14 protein-coding genes are annotated in these 17,132 nt (G+C 63.0%); 4 read left to right on the forward strand and 10 right to left on the reverse strand.

What is annotated here, in order from left to right; translation table 11 throughout:
* Positions 1-182: 182 nt before the first annotated feature.
* Together K7431_RS24860 and K7431_RS24865 are read left to right on the forward strand one after the other, a co-directional pair.
* Positions 183-1,046: a LysR family transcriptional regulator gene (locus K7431_RS24860; protein ID WP_015884782.1), complete on the forward strand. Its 864-nt coding sequence runs from the start codon at positions 183-185 to the stop codon at positions 1,044-1,046.
* A gap of 58 nt (positions 1,047-1,104) precedes the next feature.
* Positions 1,105-2,109 (forward strand): LacI family DNA-binding transcriptional regulator, encoded by a 1,005-nt coding sequence (locus K7431_RS24865; RefSeq protein WP_015884783.1) that lies wholly within the window; start codon positions 1,105-1,107, stop codon positions 2,107-2,109.
* On the opposite strand, the gene K7431_RS24870 is transcribed toward K7431_RS24865, so the two are convergent.
* The 6 genes from K7431_RS24870 to K7431_RS24895 form a co-directional block, all read right to left on the reverse strand.
* Positions 2,106-2,831, reverse strand: coding sequence for an SDR family oxidoreductase (locus K7431_RS24870; protein WP_015884784.1), 726 nt, complete (start codon positions 2,829-2,831; stop codon positions 2,106-2,108). The genes K7431_RS24865 and K7431_RS24870 overlap by 4 nt on opposite strands.
* 137 nt (positions 2,832-2,968) lie before the next feature.
* Entirely contained in the window at positions 2,969-4,501 is a 1,533-nt protein-coding gene (locus tag K7431_RS24875; RefSeq protein ID WP_015884785.1) for an FGGY-family carbohydrate kinase, read from the reverse strand.
* Between the two features lie 2 nt (positions 4,502-4,503).
* Entirely contained in the window at positions 4,504-5,583 is a 1,080-nt protein-coding gene (locus K7431_RS24880) for an erythritol/L-threitol dehydrogenase (RefSeq protein ID WP_015884786.1), read from the reverse strand.
* A 22-nt stretch (positions 5,584-5,605) separates the two neighbouring features.
* Positions 5,606-6,598 (reverse strand): ABC transporter permease, encoded by a 993-nt coding sequence (locus tag K7431_RS24885; protein WP_015884787.1) that lies wholly within the window; start codon positions 6,596-6,598, stop codon positions 5,606-5,608.
* Entirely contained in the window at positions 6,564-8,072 is a 1,509-nt protein-coding gene (locus K7431_RS24890) for a sugar ABC transporter ATP-binding protein (protein WP_015884788.1), read from the reverse strand. The genes K7431_RS24885 and K7431_RS24890 overlap by 35 nt, the downstream gene beginning before the upstream one ends.
* A 63-nt stretch (positions 8,073-8,135) precedes the next feature.
* Positions 8,136-9,059 (reverse strand): substrate-binding domain-containing protein, encoded by a 924-nt coding sequence (locus tag K7431_RS24895; protein WP_015884789.1) that lies wholly within the window; start codon positions 9,057-9,059, stop codon positions 8,136-8,138.
* Positions 9,060-9,374: 315 nt separating this feature from the next.
* On the opposite strand from K7431_RS24895, the gene K7431_RS24900 reads away from it, so the two are divergent.
* Positions 9,375-10,052 (forward strand): sterol desaturase family protein, encoded by a 678-nt coding sequence (locus K7431_RS24900; RefSeq protein WP_015884790.1) that lies wholly within the window; start codon positions 9,375-9,377, stop codon positions 10,050-10,052.
* Positions 10,049-11,146 carry an SMP-30/gluconolactonase/LRE family protein gene (locus tag K7431_RS24905; protein WP_015884791.1) on the forward strand — a complete coding sequence of 366 codons (1,098 nt, stop codon included), beginning with the start codon at positions 10,049-10,051 and terminating at the stop codon, positions 11,144-11,146. The genes K7431_RS24900 and K7431_RS24905 overlap by 4 nt, the downstream gene beginning before the upstream one ends.
* A gap of 60 nt (positions 11,147-11,206) precedes the next feature.
* Here K7431_RS24905 and K7431_RS24910 read toward each other — a convergent pair whose 3' ends face one another.
* From K7431_RS24910 to K7431_RS24925, 4 genes are all read right to left on the reverse strand, one after another.
* Positions 11,207-12,718 carry a hypothetical protein gene (locus K7431_RS24910; protein WP_015884792.1) on the reverse strand — a complete coding sequence of 504 codons (1,512 nt, stop codon included), beginning with the start codon at positions 12,716-12,718 and terminating at the stop codon, positions 11,207-11,209.
* Between the two features lie 113 nt (positions 12,719-12,831).
* Positions 12,832-13,896 carry a lipocalin-like domain-containing protein gene (locus K7431_RS24915; RefSeq protein WP_043205586.1) on the reverse strand — a complete coding sequence of 355 codons (1,065 nt, stop codon included), beginning with the start codon at positions 13,894-13,896 and terminating at the stop codon, positions 12,832-12,834.
* Positions 13,886-16,348: an ABC transporter permease gene (locus tag K7431_RS24920; protein WP_015884794.1), complete on the reverse strand. Its 2,463-nt coding sequence runs from the start codon at positions 16,346-16,348 to the stop codon at positions 13,886-13,888. Before K7431_RS24920 ends, K7431_RS24915 begins: the two co-directional genes overlap by 11 nt.
* Position 16,349: 1 nt before the next feature.
* Positions 16,350-17,018: an ABC transporter ATP-binding protein gene (locus tag K7431_RS24925; protein WP_015884795.1), complete on the reverse strand. Its 669-nt coding sequence runs from the start codon at positions 17,016-17,018 to the stop codon at positions 16,350-16,352.
* Positions 17,019-17,132: the final 114 nt, after the last annotated feature.

The raw sequence follows: 17,132 nt of genomic DNA on the forward strand, positions 1-17,132 counted from the left end.
TCTTTTCCAAAGTGACCCGCCGTAAGGGCGGAACCCATACCAGCCGTTACCCAAATAACGGATATGTACCCAGTCTGATCCAACATCCAGGCCAGCTGTCAGGCCGCCAACGGGAGCAAGCTCCCTCCCACAGTTTCAACCGCATTCCATTACACTGTCCCCCATTCATCCCCGGGGGCTTCATGGACATCGAACTGGCACGCACCTTCCTCGAAATCTCCCGCTGCGGCAGCCTGGCCGCCGCAGCCGAGAAACTGCACGTTACCCAGACCGCCATCACCGCGCGGGTGAAAAACCTGGAAAGCCAGCTCGGCAGCACGCTGTTCATCCGCAACCGCGCCGGCGCACGCCTGACCGCCGACGGCGAAGCCTTCGTGGTATACGCCAACCAATTGCTGCAAACCTGGGAAGCTGCGCGCCGCGACCTGCCGCTGCCGGATGGCTATCGCAATGTGCTGCACATCGGCGGTGAGGTCAGCCTGTGCAACCCATTGATGCTCGGCTGGGCCCAGGCCCTGCGCCAGCACATCCCCGGCCACGCCCTGCGCACCGAAATCCGCGAAGGCGAATACCTGCTGCGCCAACTGGAACTCGGCGTACTCGACGCCGCGCTGGTGTTCCAGCCGCAATACTGGCCAGGCTTGCAGGTGGAGCAAGTGCTGGAAGAAAAACTGATCCTGGTGCAACTGGTGAGCAACCCGGCCCCCTACGTGTATATCGACTGGGGCCCAGGCTTTCGCCAGCAGCATGACGCCGCCCTGCCCGACAAGGCGCGTGCCGCGCTGAGTTTCAACCTCGGCCCGCTGGCGTTGCAGTACATCCTCGAAAACGGCGGCGCCGGGTATTTCCGCACGCGCGTGGTGCAAAGCTACCTGGACAGCGGCGTGATGCAACGTGTGCCCAAGGCGCCGGAGTTCAGCTTCCCCACGTTCCTGGTGTATTCACGGGCGCGGGATTCGGCGGTGTTGCAACAGGCACTGGGGTTGCTGCGCGAAGTGGTCAAGGCTGAAAGTGACTGGTCGCAGCGCTGGGACCCGCTGATTTGAATCACCCTCCGCCTGCGCGCATGCTAGCCTGCGGGTGTTTCCTTTCGCAGCCTTACCGATGAACAAGAAAAAGTCCGTCACCATCAGCGACATCGCCAAACAAGTCGGCATGACCACCATCACGGTGTCCCGCGCGCTAAGCAAACCCGACCTGGTCAAGCCGGCCACCCTGGCGCGCATCCTCGAAGTGGCGCGGGAGCTGGACTACGTGCCCAACGCCTTCGCCCGTGGCCTCAAGCGCAGTGAAAGCCTGATCATCGGCGTGATCACCGCCTCGGTGGACAACCCGTTCTACAGCGAAATGATCAAGGCGATTTCCCGCGAGGCCAAACAGCACGGCTACACCATCATGCTGGTGGACACCGATGAGCTCGAAGAGCTGGAAAGCAAAGCCGTGGATACGCTGCTGGGCTACCGCGTGGCCGGGATCATCCTGTCGCCGGTCTCGGATGAGCCGAGCTACCAGCCCGACTACCTCGAGCGCCTGGGCAACGGCAAGACGCCGGTGGTGCTGCTCGACCGCACGATCCATGACAGCCCGTTCAGCCGCGTGGTGCTCGACAACTACCACAGCGGCATCCAGGCCGCGCATTATCTGTTGCGCCAGACGCCCGACCTCAAGCGCCTGCTGGTGCTGACCGGCCCCGAGCATTCACGCATCACCGTTGAGCGCCTCAAGGGCCTGCGCGAAGTGCTGGCCGAACACCCGCAGGTGCACGTCGAAGTCCAGGCCGGCGACTACACGCTGATGCCCTCCTACCTGCACACCCTCGACTACCTGGCCGAACACTCGGCGCCGGACGCGATCATGGGCTTCAACCAGTTGATCACCCTCGGCGCCCTGCGCGCGCTGCGCATGCACAACATTCCCCACGACAGCCTGACCATCTGCGGCATCGACCGCCTGCCCTTCGCCGATATCTTCGGCGTGCCCATCGCGTGTGTAGCCCACGATGCGTCCCTGGCCGGCAGCAGCGCGGTCCGCCTGCTGCTCGACCGCCTGGAGGACCCGTACAAACCACGGGACAAGGTGGTGATCGCCGGGCAGTTGGAAAACGGCTAGCGGCTGGTGTAGCCGCCGTCGATGGGCAGGCTGACGCCGCTGATCATGCTTGCGGCGCTGCTCAGCAGGAACAGCACCGGCAAGGCCACTTCTACGGTTTCAGCAAAACGCCCAAGGGGAATGGCCGCCAGCGCCGGGTCGCGCTTGGACGGGTCGGACCACGCCATGGCCGCCATCGGCGTGAGCGTGACGGTGGGGTTGACGCTATTAACGCGAATGCCGAAGCGGCCCCACTCGGCGCATTGCACGCGGGTGATCGCATCCAGCGCCGCCTTGGAAGCGCAGTAGCCGAGGTGATCGTCCAGGGCTACCAGTGAGGCCTGGCTGGAGACATTGACAATGCTGCCGGCAATGTTCGCCTCGATCATTTTCGCCGCCACACGGCTGCCGACCTGGGCGGCGGCGCGAGCGTTGACCTGCATCACCTGGTCGAAGGCCTCGGCGCTGATCGCGGCGGCGGGCTCCAGGCGCGAGATACCGGCGCAGTTGACCAGGCCGTGCAGCGGCGGAAGGGCTTGCAGCGCATTGTCGAGGGCGGTGCTGTCGGCGATATCCAGGCACAAGGCGTGGCAGCCGAGTTGAGCCAGGGCCTGCGCGTCGCGACCGAGGGCGAAAACTTCAGCACCGCTGGCGATCAGTTGCAGGGCGATTTCCCGGCCGATGCCGCTGCTGGCGCCGGTGACGAGGATGCGGTGGTGGGTGAAGTTGAAGGCTGCGTTCATGAATAGAGATCTCAAAAACAATGAAGATCCAATGTGGGAGCTGGCTTGCCTGCGATGGCGGTGGTTCAGCCAGTACATTTGCGACTGATACACCGCTATCGCAGGCAAGCCAGCTCCCACATTTGGACTGTGTTGAATCAGTTGGTTTGTAGGCTGTGCATGATCGGTTTCAAAGCGGGGTACAGTTTCAAATACTCGGCAAACGCCCGGTCATAAACCCCGACGTTTTCAACCTTTGGCTCCGCCCGCAACGCCAGCTGCACCCACCCCTTGTCCATCTCCTCATCACTCACCAACCCCACCGTGTGCGCCGCCAGCAACGCCGCGCCCAATGCCGCTTCCACCTCTTGCACGATGGTGTAGACCGGGTAGCGCGTAACGTCCGCGATGATCTGCATCCACAGGTCCGAATGGCTCGCTCCGCCCACCACAATCAAGTGTGAATCCAGCGAATGCGCGCCGCGCGTGCCCGCTTCGATGTTGTGACGCAGGGCGAAACTCACCCCCTCCAGCACCGCGCGGTACAGGTGAATGCGGCTGTGGTAGAGGTTCAAGCCGACAAAGCTGCCACTGGCACGGTCATCCCACACCGGGCTGCGTTCGCCCATCAGGTACGGCTGGAACAACAGGCCTTCGCTGCCCGCCGGGATGTTCATCGCACGCTGTTCCAGCAGCACCAGGCTGTCCTGGCCGGTGGCCTTGGCTTGCTGTTCCTCGGCCTGGCAGAACTGCTCGCGAAACCAGCTCACCGACGCACCCGCCGTGATCGCACCGCCGAAGATGTACAGGTCGCGGTGGCCGTTGTAGACGTGGGGCATGCTCACCAACCCATGGTGCGCGTCCACCTGCTGGTTCAGGTAACCCCAGCACATGCTGGTGCCGATCATCGCCACATGGTTGCCCGGTTGCGTAACGCCTGCGGCCAACGTGGCCATGGCTGCGTCGACACCCCCGGCCAGGATCGGCGTGCCGGTCTGCAGGCCCAGGCGCGCCGCCCACTCCTCCAGCAGGCCGCCCACCACCTCACCGGAATACACCAGGCGCTCCGGCATCATCGCTTGCGGTATACCCAGCGCGTCGAGCATCTCGCCCGACCAGCCGCGCGCCGCCACGTCATACACCCCGCCGATATTGCCGGCGCTGCTATGGTCCACCGCCAGCTCACCGGTGAGGCACGCGTTGATATAGCTGTTGGGCGGCAGCAGGTAACGGGTCTTGGCCCACACTTGCGGCTGGTGCTGCTTGAGCCAGAGCATCTTGGTGAAGCCGTAGTAGCTGTCCACCGAGTTACCGGTCACCGCGAACAGCCGCTCCAGGTCCACGTGCTCACGCACCCAGGCGACCTGCTCACCGGCGCGGCGGTCCATCCAGATCAGGCACGGGTGCAGCGGTGTGAGCGCTGCATCCACCGCAATCCCCGAGCCGCCGTACAGGCTGCTGATGCACAGGGCTTTCACGTGTTCCTTGGCCACGCCGGCCTTGGCCATGCACTGCGCCACGCACGTCTCGACCGCATCGAGCCAGACATGCGGCCATTGTTCGGCCCAGCGCACTTTTGGGGTATCCACGCGATACCCCTGACTGTGCTGCGCGATAATCGTACCTTGAGCATCCACCAGCAGCGCCTTGGTGCTCTGGGTCCCTATGTCGACACCCATCACGTAGTTCATCTTCAGACCACCGGCTTCAGCAGCACCTTGATTGACTGGGTCGAGTTGGCCAGCTCAAACGCTTCGGCGTAGTCATCCAGCGGGAAATCGTGGGTGACGATGCCCTTGGAGGTGACCAGGCCGCGTTCGAACAGGTCGATGGCGATCGGGTAGCAATACGGGCCGAGGTGGGCGCCGCGCACGTCCAACTCCTTGCGGTCGCCGATGATCGACCAGTCGACGCTGGTCTCGGCACCGAACACGCTGAACTCGACAAAACGCCCGAGCTTGCGGATCAGGTCCAGGCCTTGGGTCACGCCGGCCGGTACGCCGGTGGTTTCGATGTAGACGTCGCAGCCATAGTTATCGGTGAGGCTGTTGATGATCTCGCGGGCGTTGTCGCGTGACGGGTTGATCACCACGTCGGCGCCGAAGTGCTTCGCCAGTTCCAGGCGCTCGTCGACCATGTCGATCACCACCAGTTTCTTCGGGGTTTTCAACGCGGCGACCTGGACCATGCACAGGCCGAGGGTCCCGGCACCGGCAATCACCACCACGTCGTCGAGCTGGACATCGCCACGGTTGACGGTGTGGATCGAACACGCCATCGGCTCCACCAGCGCCGAGTCTTCCAGCGACACCGACTCGGGAATCTTGTGCACGATGGCGGTCTTGGGGATGCGCATGTACTGGGCCATGCCGCCTTCGGCCACTTCACGCTGGAAGCCGAAAATGTTGTGCACCTCGCACATCCAGTATTTGCCGGATTTGCAGAAGCGGCACTTGCCGCAGGGCACGATCTGCTCGGCGATCACCTTGTCGCCCACCGCGACTTCAAAGTGCTCTTCGGCGCCCTCGCCCGCTTCCACCACATAGCCGAAAAACTCATGCCCCGGCACCACCGGTGCCTTGACCCACGGGTTGTCGCCGCCCCAGAACATCGCCGCGCCGGAGTGGCACTTGCAGTCACTGGCGCAGATGCCGCAGGCGGCAATGCGGATCACCAGCTCATTGGCGCGCGCCTGGGGTTTGCCGATGCGTTCCAGGCGGTAGTCTTTAGGGCCGTGGCAGACGACGGCTTGCATTTCGGTGTGCTTGTCCATGGTGTTCGGTCCTGTCTTGAGTTTATTTATGGCGCTGACGGCTGATGAAAATCGCCAGCAAAATGATCCCGCCCTTGATCACGCTCTGGACGTAGGGCGAAACGCCGAGCATGTTCAGTCCGTTGTTCAATACGCCGAGCAGCATGGCGCCGAGCAAGGTGCCGACGATCACGCCGCGCCCGCCGGCAATCGACGCGCCGCCGAGTACCACGGCGGCAATCGCATCCAGCTCGAACGACACGCCGGCATTCGGCTGGCCGCTCATCAGGCGTGAGGTCAGTACCAGCCCGGCAATCGCCGCCGTCAGGCCACTGATGCCGTACACCAGCAGCTTGAAGCGCGCGGCGCGCACGCCGGACAAGCGCACCGCTTCTTCATTGCCGCCGATGGCGTAGATGTAGCGGCCGATGCGCGTGTGTTGCAGCAGCACATAGGCGGCCAGGTAGGTGAGCAGCATGATCAGGATCGGCACCTGGATGCCGAACAGGCTTTCGCGGCCGAAAAACGCAAACCAGTCCGGTAACCCGGAAATCGGGTAGCCGTCGGTGTACATCAGGCCCAGGCCACGGGCGATGCCCATGGTCGCCAGGGTGACGATGATCGGCGGCATGTGCAGGTAAGCGACGAAGAGGCCATTGCCGATGCCGAAGGCCACGCCGATCAGCATGCCGGCGCCAATCGCCAGGCCGGGCGGCAGGCCCGCGACCATCAAGCCGGCCGTGAGCGTGCCGGACAACGCCATCACCGGCCCCACCGACAAGTCGATGCCGCCCGTGAGGATCACGCAGGTCATGCCCACCGCGATAATCGCGTTGATCGACACTTGACGGGCGATGTTCGACAGGTTGCTGGCGGTGAGGAAGGTGTCGCTGGCGAGGATCATCACCACGGTGACCACCACCAACCCGACAAAGGGGTAAAACGCCGGCGAGCGCACCAGCCGCGCCAGGTTGAGGCGCAGCCGGCTGCTGTCGACGGTATTAATGGACGTATTCACTTGAGCCCCCTGTTGCATGGCGCATGACCTCTTGAGGATTGACGGCGGACGCTTCCAGCAGCTTGACGATGGCGCCCTTGTGGAACACGGCGACCCGGTCGCACATGCCGATGACTTCGGGCAGTTCGGAGGAAATCATGATGATTGCGTAGCCCTGTTCGGTGAGGCTGCGCATCAGCGCGTAGATCTGCGCCTTGGCGCCCACGTCGATGCCACGGGTGGGTTCGTCGAACACCAGCACGTCGCAGTGGTGGTTGATCCAGCGGGCGATCACGACCTTTTGCTGGTTGCCGCCGCTGAGGTTGAACACCCGGCTTTCGCTGCTCGGGGCTTTGATCGACAGTTGCTTCATCAGGCTTTCAACGCTGGCGCATTCACGACTTTTGTCGATCAGGCCCGAGGCGTTCTGGTACTTGGGCAGGTTATTCAGGGAGATGTTTTCGCGAATGCTGAAATCGGTGATCAGCCCTTCGCTCTTGCGGCTTTCCGGCAGTAGGCCGATGCCGTGGGCCAGCGCCTGGGCCGGGTCGTCGAGGGTGATTTTTTCACCGCGCAACCACACGTCTTTGCTCACCGACGGCAGCGCGCCCATCATGCCCAACGCCAGTTCGGTGCGACCGGACCCGACCAAGCCGGCAAAGCCGAGGATCTCGCCCTTGTACAGCTGGAAGCTGTTGTGGGGGCCGTTGCGCACCAATTGGATGTCCTTGACCTCCAACAACAGCGGGCCGCGTGCGCTGCTCGGCTTGGGCGGGAAACTGCATTCCAGGCGGCGCCCGACCATCATCTCGACCAGCCGGTCGATGTCGCTGTCAGCCACATCGGTGACGCCCACATTGCCGCCGTCGCGCAACACGCTGATGCGGTCGCACACCTGGAAAATCTCCTCCAGGTGATGAGAGATGAAAATCACCGCGACGCCCTGGCGCTTGAGTTCGCGCATGATCTCGAACAGCAGCTCGGCCTCGCTGGGCGTGAGGGTGGCGGTGGGTTCATCCAGCACCAGCAGACGCGCATCCAGGGCCAGGGCCTTGGCGATTTCGACGAACTGCTGCTCGGCCACGCTCAGGTGCTTGACCGCGCATTGCAGGTCGAGGGTCACGCCCAGGCGCTTGAACAACGCCTCGCTGGCCTCGACCATGTCGCGCTTGCGCAGCAGGCCGAAGCGGTTGCTCAGCTCGTGGCCGAGGAAGATGTTTTCCACCGCCGTGAGGTAGGGAATCAGGCTGAATTCCTGGAACACGATGCCGATACCGGCAGCAATCGCATCACGGTAGGTCGCGAAATGCTGCGCGTGGCCATCGATCAGGATCTGGCCTTCGTCTTGATGCTCGACGCCGCCGAGGATCTTCATCAGCGTCGATTTGCCCGCGCCATTCTCCCCGAGCAAGGCATGGATCTCGCCGCGCTCGACCTGCAGGTTGATGGACTTGAGGGCCTGTACGCCCGGGTAACGCTTACAGATGTTTTCCAGCTTCAGAAGACTGCTCATACCGCCGACCTCGTATTCAGAAGGAGACCTCAAGCCCCACGGGTTACGTGGGGCCTGGGTGATTTACCAGCTGAAATCCTTGGCCTTGGCCTGGTCGATCAGGGTGATGTCCACCGGGATCGTGGCGGGCACTTGCGAGCCCCACTTCTTGGCCAGGGCGATACCCAGCGCAAGGCGAATCTGGTCACGCGGGTATTGGGCCGAGGTGGCGATGAATTTGCTGCCGGGCTTCTGGATCGCCTTGATCGCTTCCGGCGCGCCATCGACGCTGACCAGCTTCACGTCCAGGCCGCTGGCTTCAATGGCCGAGAGCGCACCGAGCGAGCCGTTGTCATTCACGCTGAAAATGCCCTTGAGGGTGGGCTGGGCCTGCAACATGTTCTCGGTGACAGTCAGCGCCTGGTCACGTTCCTGCTTGCCATTCTGGATGCTGACAATCTTGATATCCGGGTGCTTCGCCACGGCCTCTTTGCAGCCGCGTACGCGTTCCAGGATCGGCACCACGGCAATGCCGTCGAGGATGGCGATATTGCCTTTGTCGCCGATGTGCTTGGCCAGGTACTCGCAGGCCTGGAAACCGGCGTCGAAGTTCTTCGAGCCGACGAAGGAATCCAGCGGACCGTCCGCCTGGGCGTCCACCGCGACGACCACGACACCGGCGGCGTGGGCGGATTTGACCGCCGATTGCACGCCCACCGAGTCGGTGGGGTTGATCAGCAGGATATCGATGCCCTTTTGCAGCATGTCTTCGACGTCACTGACCTGCTTGGACACGTCGTGACGGGCGTCGGTGATGATCAATTTCGCGCCGATGGTCGCCCCGGCTTCTTCCAGGGCGTTTTTCATGGTGACGAAATAAGGGTTGTTGATTTCTTGGAAGGACGCGCCGATGCGGATGGGTTTTGCAGCGTCGGCAAAAACAGGGGCAGCGGTACCGAGGGTGATGCTTACAGCCAATAAACACAGGGTTTTCGGGAGCATTTTCATGGCGTGGTTCTCTGTTTTGTTTTTATTTTTAGAGCAAATGTTATCGTTAACATTTTGCGAGAAGCTAGCAAGGAAATTCGGCAGGCGCAAGGGGCCGCTGGTCGACTGCCGTCGAAATGTGGGAGGGCGCTTGCTGTGGCGAGGGCGCTTGCTCCCGTTCGACAGCGCAGCTGGAGTCGGCTTTTTGGCGGCGCTCCGCACCCCAGCGGGAGCAAGCGCCCTCGCCACAGCACGCCCACATTGGCGCGTTAAAACTCGCACATTCCCCACCACCAACTAAGCTCAGCCTCCAACAAAAAATCCGAGCACGCTGTCATGTCCCACCCCACCGAGACCTTTCGCGCCCGCTACCGCGCCAGCGTCGCGCCACACTACAACCCCTGGCTTCACGCCAGTTTTGTGTTCGGCTACGGCATCGTCTGCATCACCCTGGCCTGGTCATCGACGCATCAAATCACCGCACTGCAATGGCTGAGCGTGCCCGCGACCCTGGTGTTCTTCAACCTTTGCATCTACCTGGTCCACCGCCACCTCGGCCACCATAAACATGGGTTGGCCCGGCTGTTTTATGCGCGCCACACCGGCGACCATCACAGCTTCTTCACCCCCGGCCATATGACCTACGACAGCCCTCGGGATTGGCGGGTGATCCTGTTTCCAGCCTGGCTGATCGTGCTGCACAGCCTGGCTATCACCCTGCCCGCCTGGTGGTTGCTCAAGCAATGGAGCCCCAACGTCGCCGGGCTGTTCGCCGGGTGCATGATCCTCGGGTATTTGCTTTACGAAGTGTTTCACGCCTGCGAGCACCTGCCTGTCGGCCACCCGGTGGCGCGCCTGCCGTGGCTGCGCCAGATGCACCGCTTGCACGCCCTGCATCACCGTCGTGAGCTGATGCAGGGGCGTAACTTCAATATCGTCCTCCCCCTGATGGATTACCTGTTCGGCACCCTGCACTGGGAGCCGAGCGCCCACGACAAGCAGGAACCGTCATGAGTACCCGTGCAAAAAAACTGCGTCATTGGCTGTTTGTGTTGTTTCTGGTGGTGATCGCCTTTTTGCTGCTGATGCCGACCAAAGTACAACCGGTGAATTGGGTACCGCCAAAAGCGCCGTCGATGAAAGACGGCCCTTACGCCGAAAACCAGCGCCTCAAGGGCGTGCAGAAAATCGGCGCCCAAGACATCGCCGGGCCAGAGGCCTTGCTGTTGGACGCCCAGGGCTATCTGATCAGCGGCTTGCATGACGGTCGCATCATCCGCACCTCGCCCGACAGCCGTAGCCTGGAAGTGCTGGCCAACACCGGCGGACGCCCCCTGGGCATGGCGCTGCACCCGGACGGGCGCTTGATCATTGCCGATGGGATCAAGGGCCTGCTCGCACTGGCTAAGAATCGCCAACTGACCACCTTGAGCACCGGCGCCCATGACCTTCCCTTGGGGTTCGCCAATGACGTCACCGTGGACGCCAGCGGGCGTTACGCCTACTTCAGCGATGCATCGAGCCGCTGGGGTTATGGGCAAGACGGTGAAGCGGTGATCGAGCATGGTGGTGATGGCCGACTGCTGCGCTATGACTTCAGCAACGGCACCACCGAGGTACTGCTGGACCAGCTGCAATTCGCCAACGGCGTAGCCCTGGGCCCCGATGAAAACTACGTGCTGGTGAATGAAACCGGCGCCTATCGCATCAGCCGTTACTGGCTCAAAGGTGAGCGCGCGGGCACTCATGACTTGTTCATCGACAACCTGCCCGGCCTGCCGGACAACCTCAGCTTCAACGGCCAGGACCGCTTCTGGGTGGCGCTTTACTCACCGCGCAATCCACTGCTGGACAGCTTTGCCGGCTACCCGCTGCTGCGCAAGGTGATGGTGCGCGCGCTGATGGTGGTGCCCAAGCCGATCGAGCGCAAAGCCTTCGTGCTGGGGCTGGATACCGAGGGCAAGGTCATCGCCAATTTGCAGGACGGCAGCGCGGGGAATTACTCGCCCATCACCACGGCCCGGGAGTATGGCAACTGGTTGTACCTGGGTTCGTTGAAAAGCACGAGCATGGCGCGCGTGCCGTTGGCGCTGGCGTTGGCGCCCTGACGCAAAAAGGGCACACAGGCGCTCGGCCTGTATGCCCTCATTGCTTGCGGCTACACGCGTTTAGCTCTTGGTGCTGCTGAGCAGGGTTTGGTTGCACAGGTGACCAAAGCTGACGAACTCGGTGTTTTCACCGCCGACGCCAATGCCTGGATACTCCAGCACCTCCATGCGCCACACGCCGTAGTTGAAGTCGGTACGCCAGGTGTTGTTGTAGCCCTGGGAGTAATCGACAAAGGTGGTCTGGAAGTCACCGAAGCACGTGCCCACGTTGATCGTGCCACCGGCTTGGCCGGAGCTGTCGGTCGCCGCCGAATACGCCTTGTAGACGATATTGCCGGTGTCCGGGTTGATGTGCTGGTCGAGATAAACAATCGGGTGCAGCCCCACGAGTGGCGCGCCGGTGCTGTCGGACAGGTTCATTTTCCAGGTCAGGTTTCGATAAGCCTGGGTGGTCATGTAGCCGTAGCCCACATCAGACGCGGAATACGGGATGCGCAACACGTTGGCCTCGCCTTTCATATCCGGGTTGTCGACACGTGGGTTGGAACCAAAGGACAGGGTGTATTTGCCCGTCGCGCTCCACGGCTCGTTCGGGTGCTGGTTCGGGCGCACCCGTACCTTGACCACACCGCCCACACCCGGACTCGGGATCGACGTCGAGACGATATTGGCACCTACGGTGACCCACTGGCTGCCATCGAAGCGCTCAAGGATCCATTTGCCACGGGTGCTGCCGCTGGCGGCATCGGCCGACAGGGCAATGCCCACGCTCTGGCCACGCACGGCGGTGAAGTCGAAGTAATCGACATCATCGAGGCTGTCGGCGTTGCCGCTGATGTAGTTCAGGGTGTCCGGCAGTTGGAAGGCCGTGTCCGGCGTGTCATTCGGTTCGAAGGCATCGATATTGGCATTGACCGCCACACCGAACTGGAAGCTCGAACCCGAGACCGCCGCATTGGCTTCCATGAACCAGTAGTAGTCACCCGCCGGCAATACGCCGCTGAGGCTTTCGTCACCGGTACCGGGGTTATTGGAAGTGCCCAGCGGGATCGGATTGCCTTGGCCATCGTCCTGGAACAGGGTCAAGGACATGTCGGTACCGGCCGTCTGACCGACCAGCAGCGCATTGATACGGGCCGTCTGCGGTAGGTTGAAGTGGTAGCACAGCAGGTCACCGGTTTGCACACCATTGACCGTGTACAACTCATTCACGTCCAGCGTGGTTTCACAGCCTTGGACCAGCGCCGCTTGCACGGCAGTGGCTGGCTGAGCGCCGGCTTTCTTGACTTGGGTTACCGGGGCAGGTGCGCTGTGGTCTTCCACCACCGAGTCGGCCTTGGCCTTCGCGGCGAACACTGGCTTTTTCAGTTGGGCGCCTGCGTTCAGTTGCTTTTTCAGCGCCGCCGACGCCTTGGTGGCCGGGACTTTGCCAGCGGCTTTCAGGCTTTGCTTGATGTCAGGTTTAACGGCTTGCGCAGCCAGGTGAGGGTATTGCTCGGCCAGGGCAAAGGCCGAAACGAAGCAGGAGGCCGCCATGGCCGCGCCCAGCATAAAGGCTTTTTTCGATTTCATTTTTTATCCATCCATAGTTAAAAAGTGAAGCTCAGGTGACATCCGGTCACCTGGGATGGAATCTAGCCAATCACTGTATGCATGTCCAGTATTTTTACAGGAAATTTTCCGAACTAATACCCGGTCATCTCGAGGTACCCCACTCCCCCCTCAAACCGCACCGGCCCTTCCCAGTACGGAATACTAAGGTTCATCCAGGCGTTCGGGTTGACCGCCTGGGGGGTGATGTCCAGCTGTTTGCCGGGAATTTTCAGCGACCAGCGTGTAGGCATCTTGCGCCCGTCAATGGCGGTGGTTTCCAGGGGTGTCAGCTGGATATCCGCGTTGTGCAACGTTTGTGTATGGCCCTCGCGATCAATCCAGGTGCCGGTCAGGTAAGACGCGCCGTCGGTTTGCCGCACTCGGAACAGCATCAACTGCTCGCCACGGTCCAAGTGCAGGGAGAACCAGTCCCAACCGGTCTGGCTGGCGCTCAGGGGTTGGCTGCTCCACTCGCGGTCGAGCCAGGCCGGGCCGGTGACTTGATACACCTTGCCGTCAATGCTGACGCTGCCGCTGGCGTTGAAAAAGGGCTGGCTGTAGTAATAGGACGCCTGGCCCTGGTCGGATTTGCGGCTGTAGCCGTTGTCGCCCTGCAGCACCACTGGGCGGCTGGACGTCAGGTGCAAGTCGTAGGCGAACTGCGCGCCGCTGGCCTTGAGTTGCATGTCCGCCAAGGGGCTGGTGGCACCGGCGCGGGTGGCGAAATTCCAGTCGTCGATCCAGGCGTTGAACGGCACCGCCTCGGCACCGGCTTGGCCGACGCCACCGCGCGCGTAACGTTCGGCGGCGTAGTGGTGGGTGGCGGAGGTGACGGCCGCATGGCCAAGCCAAAGGGTCGAGTCGTGCCAGCCCGCTTGCGTCGGCCCCGCCTTGAGGGCGTTGCGGAACAGCGTCCATTGCACGCCGAATACATTGCCCTGCGCGTCCTTGAGGTTGGCGGTGACGTACCACCACTCGATACGAAAACCCTCATGGGGGCCATGATCCTCAGGGAAACTGAACACCTTGCCAGGCAGCACTTGGGCAAAGTCCGCCGCGTCACTGCCCAGACCGGCGAAGCTCTCCTGCGGCGCGGGGACTTTGTCGCAAGCGGCCAGTAACAAGCACACGCACAGCAGCAGGCCGTTAATCTTCATGGGCAAACGTCCTCAACAAGTCCGCAGGACGGCTGCGATACAACTGCCACAGGGGCCAAGCCGAAGCCAGCAAGGTCGCCAGCATCGCCAACCCGAGCAATTGCGCGAGCTGCCACGGAAACACCTGCAACGGCAGGCGCCAACCAAACGCCTGCACATTGATCACCGCATCCAGGCACCAGGCCAGCAGCAGCCCAAGCGGCAACGCCAGCACCAGTGTAAGCACCGCCAGCAGCCAGGTCTGGCCCAGGTTAAGCAGCATCAATTGCCGACGCGTGACGCCCAGTGCCCACAGCGGCGCCAGTTGCCCAAGGCGGCTCTGGCTTTGGGTCAACAGGCTGATAAACAGCGCGACACCGGCCACGCCCAGCGTCAGGCTATTCAGCGCGGCCGTGGCGGCAAAGGTGCGTTCGAACACCTGGCTCGACCAGCCTTTGAGTTGTTGTTGATCGACGATACGGCTGTCTTCCAGGGCAAAGGCGCGTTGCACCTCGCGCACCAACGGCGCCACATCCGCCGGCGCTACCCGCAGGTTGAAACGGGCCGGTGACAGCGTCGGCCAGTGGGCCAGCAGGTGCTGGGCATTGACCAGCACATGGCCCTTGGGGTTGCCGTAGTCGGCGTAGATCCCGACCACTGTCGGCGCCCACTCACCGTGTGGCGTGGGAATGCTCACGCTATCGCCCAGCCTCACGTCGAGCCGGCGCGCCAGTTGCTCGCTGAGCATCAGGGTGTCGCCTTGTTGCAACTGGTCCCACGGCTCGCTCGCTGCGTCCAGCAGCGGCCAGTGCTGACGATAGGTCGGGTCGTCGATCACGCCAAACAGGTCCGCCGGCCAGCCCTGCAATTGCACGGCGACCTGCCAGGTGGGCAGCACGGTTTGCACCAACGGTTGCCGGGCCAGCCAAGTGCTGAGTTGCTGCGCCTGGGCCGGGTTTTGCGGGTTTAGGTACAGCTCGGCCGTGAGGCGTTGTTCCAGCCAGTTATTGAAGGTGTGCCGAAAGCCGGAGGTCATGGAGCCCGCGCCGATATTTGCGGCCAACGCCAATAGCAGCGCCATCAGCGCCAGGCTCAAGGCCGGCAATTGCTGGCGGCAGTCCGCGAGAAACCATTGGCCGAGCACCGAACGGCTGCGCCCCAGCACGGCCTTGAGCAGGCCATTGAGCACCACGGGTAAACCGAGGGCGGCACCGAGCAACAGCGCGGCCATCAGCACAAAACCGGCGGCCAGGCTGTTGCCCAACCACAGCGCCAGCACCGCAACCAGCAACGCGGCACCGGCCACCCAACCTTGACGGCGCAACCAGCGCCCATGAGCCTCATGCCAGGCCTGGGCATTGGCCAGCGCCAGCAGTGGCAGGCGCGCAGCCCGCCACAGGCTGCCGGCACCGGCGAGCAAGGCACCGAGCAAGCTCAAGCCCAGCCCCGCCACCCACCACCACGGGCTCAGGCTCAACTGCCCCGGCACCTCGGCGCCATACAACCCGCGCAGGCTGGCGGCTACATCCGGCAGCAACAGGCTGGCCAACAGGTAACCGCTGGCGACACCGAGCACGCCCCCCAACAACGAGAGCACGCCCAGTTCCACACTCAGGCTGACAATCAACATCCGCACGCTGACCCCGCAGGCCCGCAACGTACGCAGCAACCCGCGCCGTTGCTCCAGGGCAAGGCCGATGGCCGCGTGCACGATAAACAGCCCCACCACAAAGGACAGAAAGCCCAGCGCGTCGAGGTTCAGGTGAAAGCTCTCGGTGAGGCGCGCGAGGTTATTGTCCTCGCCCTGCTTAAGCTGCAACCCGGCGGGCGGCGTGGGATGGCCGGCGGCGAACGTTTTGTCCACCAGCAGGCGCGACAGGCGCTCGGGCATCTCCAGCACGGCTTGGGCAAACCCGATATCGGTGAGCAACAGGCCGGGCGCCATATCCGCCTGGGCTTGCAGCGGCGGCAAGGTGTGCCCATTCAGCGTGGTCGGCCGCTGCCCTGCGTGCAGCCCCAAGGCCTGCAAGGTCTGCGGCGCGATCCAGGTGCGCCCCGGCGGCGCAAAGAACGCCAGCATCTGCGCCTGGCTCAAGCGCTGCCCCGCCACCGCGCCACTGCCGGGCAACGACACCGGGTCGATGCCCATCAATTGCAAGCGTACTGCCTCATGCCCCTGGAGCTGCACCCGCCCCTGCACCACCGGCGACACCGGCCAGCCGGCACGGCGCAATTGGGCAAACACGGCTTGGGGGAAACTCGCGTCGTCCGGCGCATTGAGACTGGCCTGGGGTTCACCGCCGATCAACTGGCTGGCGCGGGCGTAGCTGTCGCGCGCCTGGCCGTTGAGTGCCTGCACGCCAATCAGCAGCGCCGTGGCCAGCCACAGGCCGGTGAGCACGCTGAAAAATTGCACGGGATGCCGTCGCCAGTGGCTGAGCAGCGCGCGTAATGTCCAGTAAAACACCGCCATCTCAAGCGGCGCCTGCAGGGACGACACGCCCACGCTGCAGCACCACCTGCCGGTCCAGCCGTGCGGCGATGCGCGGGCTGTGAGTGACCATCAACAGGCTGGTGGGGCTGTCGCGCAGCAGGTCCAGCAGCAGTTGCAAGACTTCGTCACTGGTGGCTTCGTCAAGGTTGCCGGTGGGTTCGTCGGCCAACAACAGGCCCGGTTTTGAGGCTAATGCGCGCCCGACCGCGACCCGCTGCTGCTGGCCCCCGGAGAGTTGTTCAGGGTAACGCTTGAGCAGATCGCCCAGGCCCAGGCGTTCAACCAATTGCGCTTGCCACTGCGGGTCAAACCGCCCCGCCAACCGCGCCTGGAACGCCAGGTTGTCCTCGACCCGCAAACTGCCGATCAGGTTGAACTGCTGGAACACCAGGCCGATTTCGGTGCGCCGCCAATGGGCCAATTGCGCTTCGCTGAGCTGGTCGAGGCGTCGCTCGCCCACTTGGATGCTACCGCCGTCCAGCCGGTCGAGCCCGGCCACCAGGTGCAACAGGGTGCTCTTGCCGCTGCCCGACTCGCCCATCAACGCCAGGCTGCTGCGCTCGGCCAAGTGCAGGTCCACACCGGCCAACACCGCCAGCGGCCCTTGCGGAGTGACATAGCTTTTAAACACGGCGTGCACCTGCAACATGACAACTCTCGTTTGATGGGTGGCCATCGAGAATAACGGCTGCCGCCCAAGGCCATGCAAATTTTTCACATGGATTTCACCGACTGCCCACCCATGGCTGTTTAGATTACCGGC

Origin of the sequence: Pseudomonas fluorescens group sp. (assembly GCF_020093335.1) — a bacterium.
GTDB classification, from domain to species: domain Bacteria; phylum Pseudomonadota; class Gammaproteobacteria; order Pseudomonadales; family Pseudomonadaceae; genus Aquipseudomonas; species Aquipseudomonas petroselini.

Coding starts and splice junctions, on each gene's coding strand:
- K7431_RS24870 (WP_015884784.1), bottom strand. CDS start 2,831: ATGAACGCAGCCTTCAACTTCACCCACCACCGCATCCTCGTCACCGGC.
- K7431_RS24925 (WP_015884795.1), bottom strand. CDS start 17,018: ATGTTGCAGGTGCACGCCGTGTTTAAAAGCTATGTCACTCCGCAAGGG.
- K7431_RS24890 (WP_015884788.1), bottom strand. CDS start 8,072: ATGAGCAGTCTTCTGAAGCTGGAAAACATCTGTAAGCGTTACCCGGGC.
- K7431_RS24905 (WP_015884791.1), top strand. CDS start 10,049: ATGAGTACCCGTGCAAAAAAACTGCGTCATTGGCTGTTTGTGTTGTTT.
- K7431_RS24915 (WP_043205586.1), bottom strand. CDS start 13,896: ATGAAGATTAACGGCCTGCTGCTGTGCGTGTGCTTGTTACTGGCCGCT.
- K7431_RS24880 (WP_015884786.1), bottom strand. CDS start 5,583: ATGGACAAGCACACCGAAATGCAAGCCGTCGTCTGCCACGGCCCTAAA.
- K7431_RS24920 (WP_015884794.1), bottom strand. CDS start 16,348: ATGGCGGTGTTTTACTGGACATTACGCGCGCTGCTCAGCCACTGGCGA.
- K7431_RS24860 (WP_015884782.1), top strand. CDS start 183: ATGGACATCGAACTGGCACGCACCTTCCTCGAAATCTCCCGCTGCGGC.
- K7431_RS24875 (WP_015884785.1), bottom strand. CDS start 4,501: ATGAACTACGTGATGGGTGTCGACATAGGGACCCAGAGCACCAAGGCG.
- K7431_RS24900 (WP_015884790.1), top strand. CDS start 9,375: ATGTCCCACCCCACCGAGACCTTTCGCGCCCGCTACCGCGCCAGCGTC.
- K7431_RS24895 (WP_015884789.1), bottom strand. CDS start 9,059: ATGAAAATGCTCCCGAAAACCCTGTGTTTATTGGCTGTAAGCATCACC.
- K7431_RS24865 (WP_015884783.1), top strand. CDS start 1,105: ATGAACAAGAAAAAGTCCGTCACCATCAGCGACATCGCCAAACAAGTC.
- K7431_RS24885 (WP_015884787.1), bottom strand. CDS start 6,598: ATGCAACAGGGGGCTCAAGTGAATACGTCCATTAATACCGTCGACAGC.
- K7431_RS24910 (WP_015884792.1), bottom strand. CDS start 12,718: ATGAAATCGAAAAAAGCCTTTATGCTGGGCGCGGCCATGGCGGCCTCC.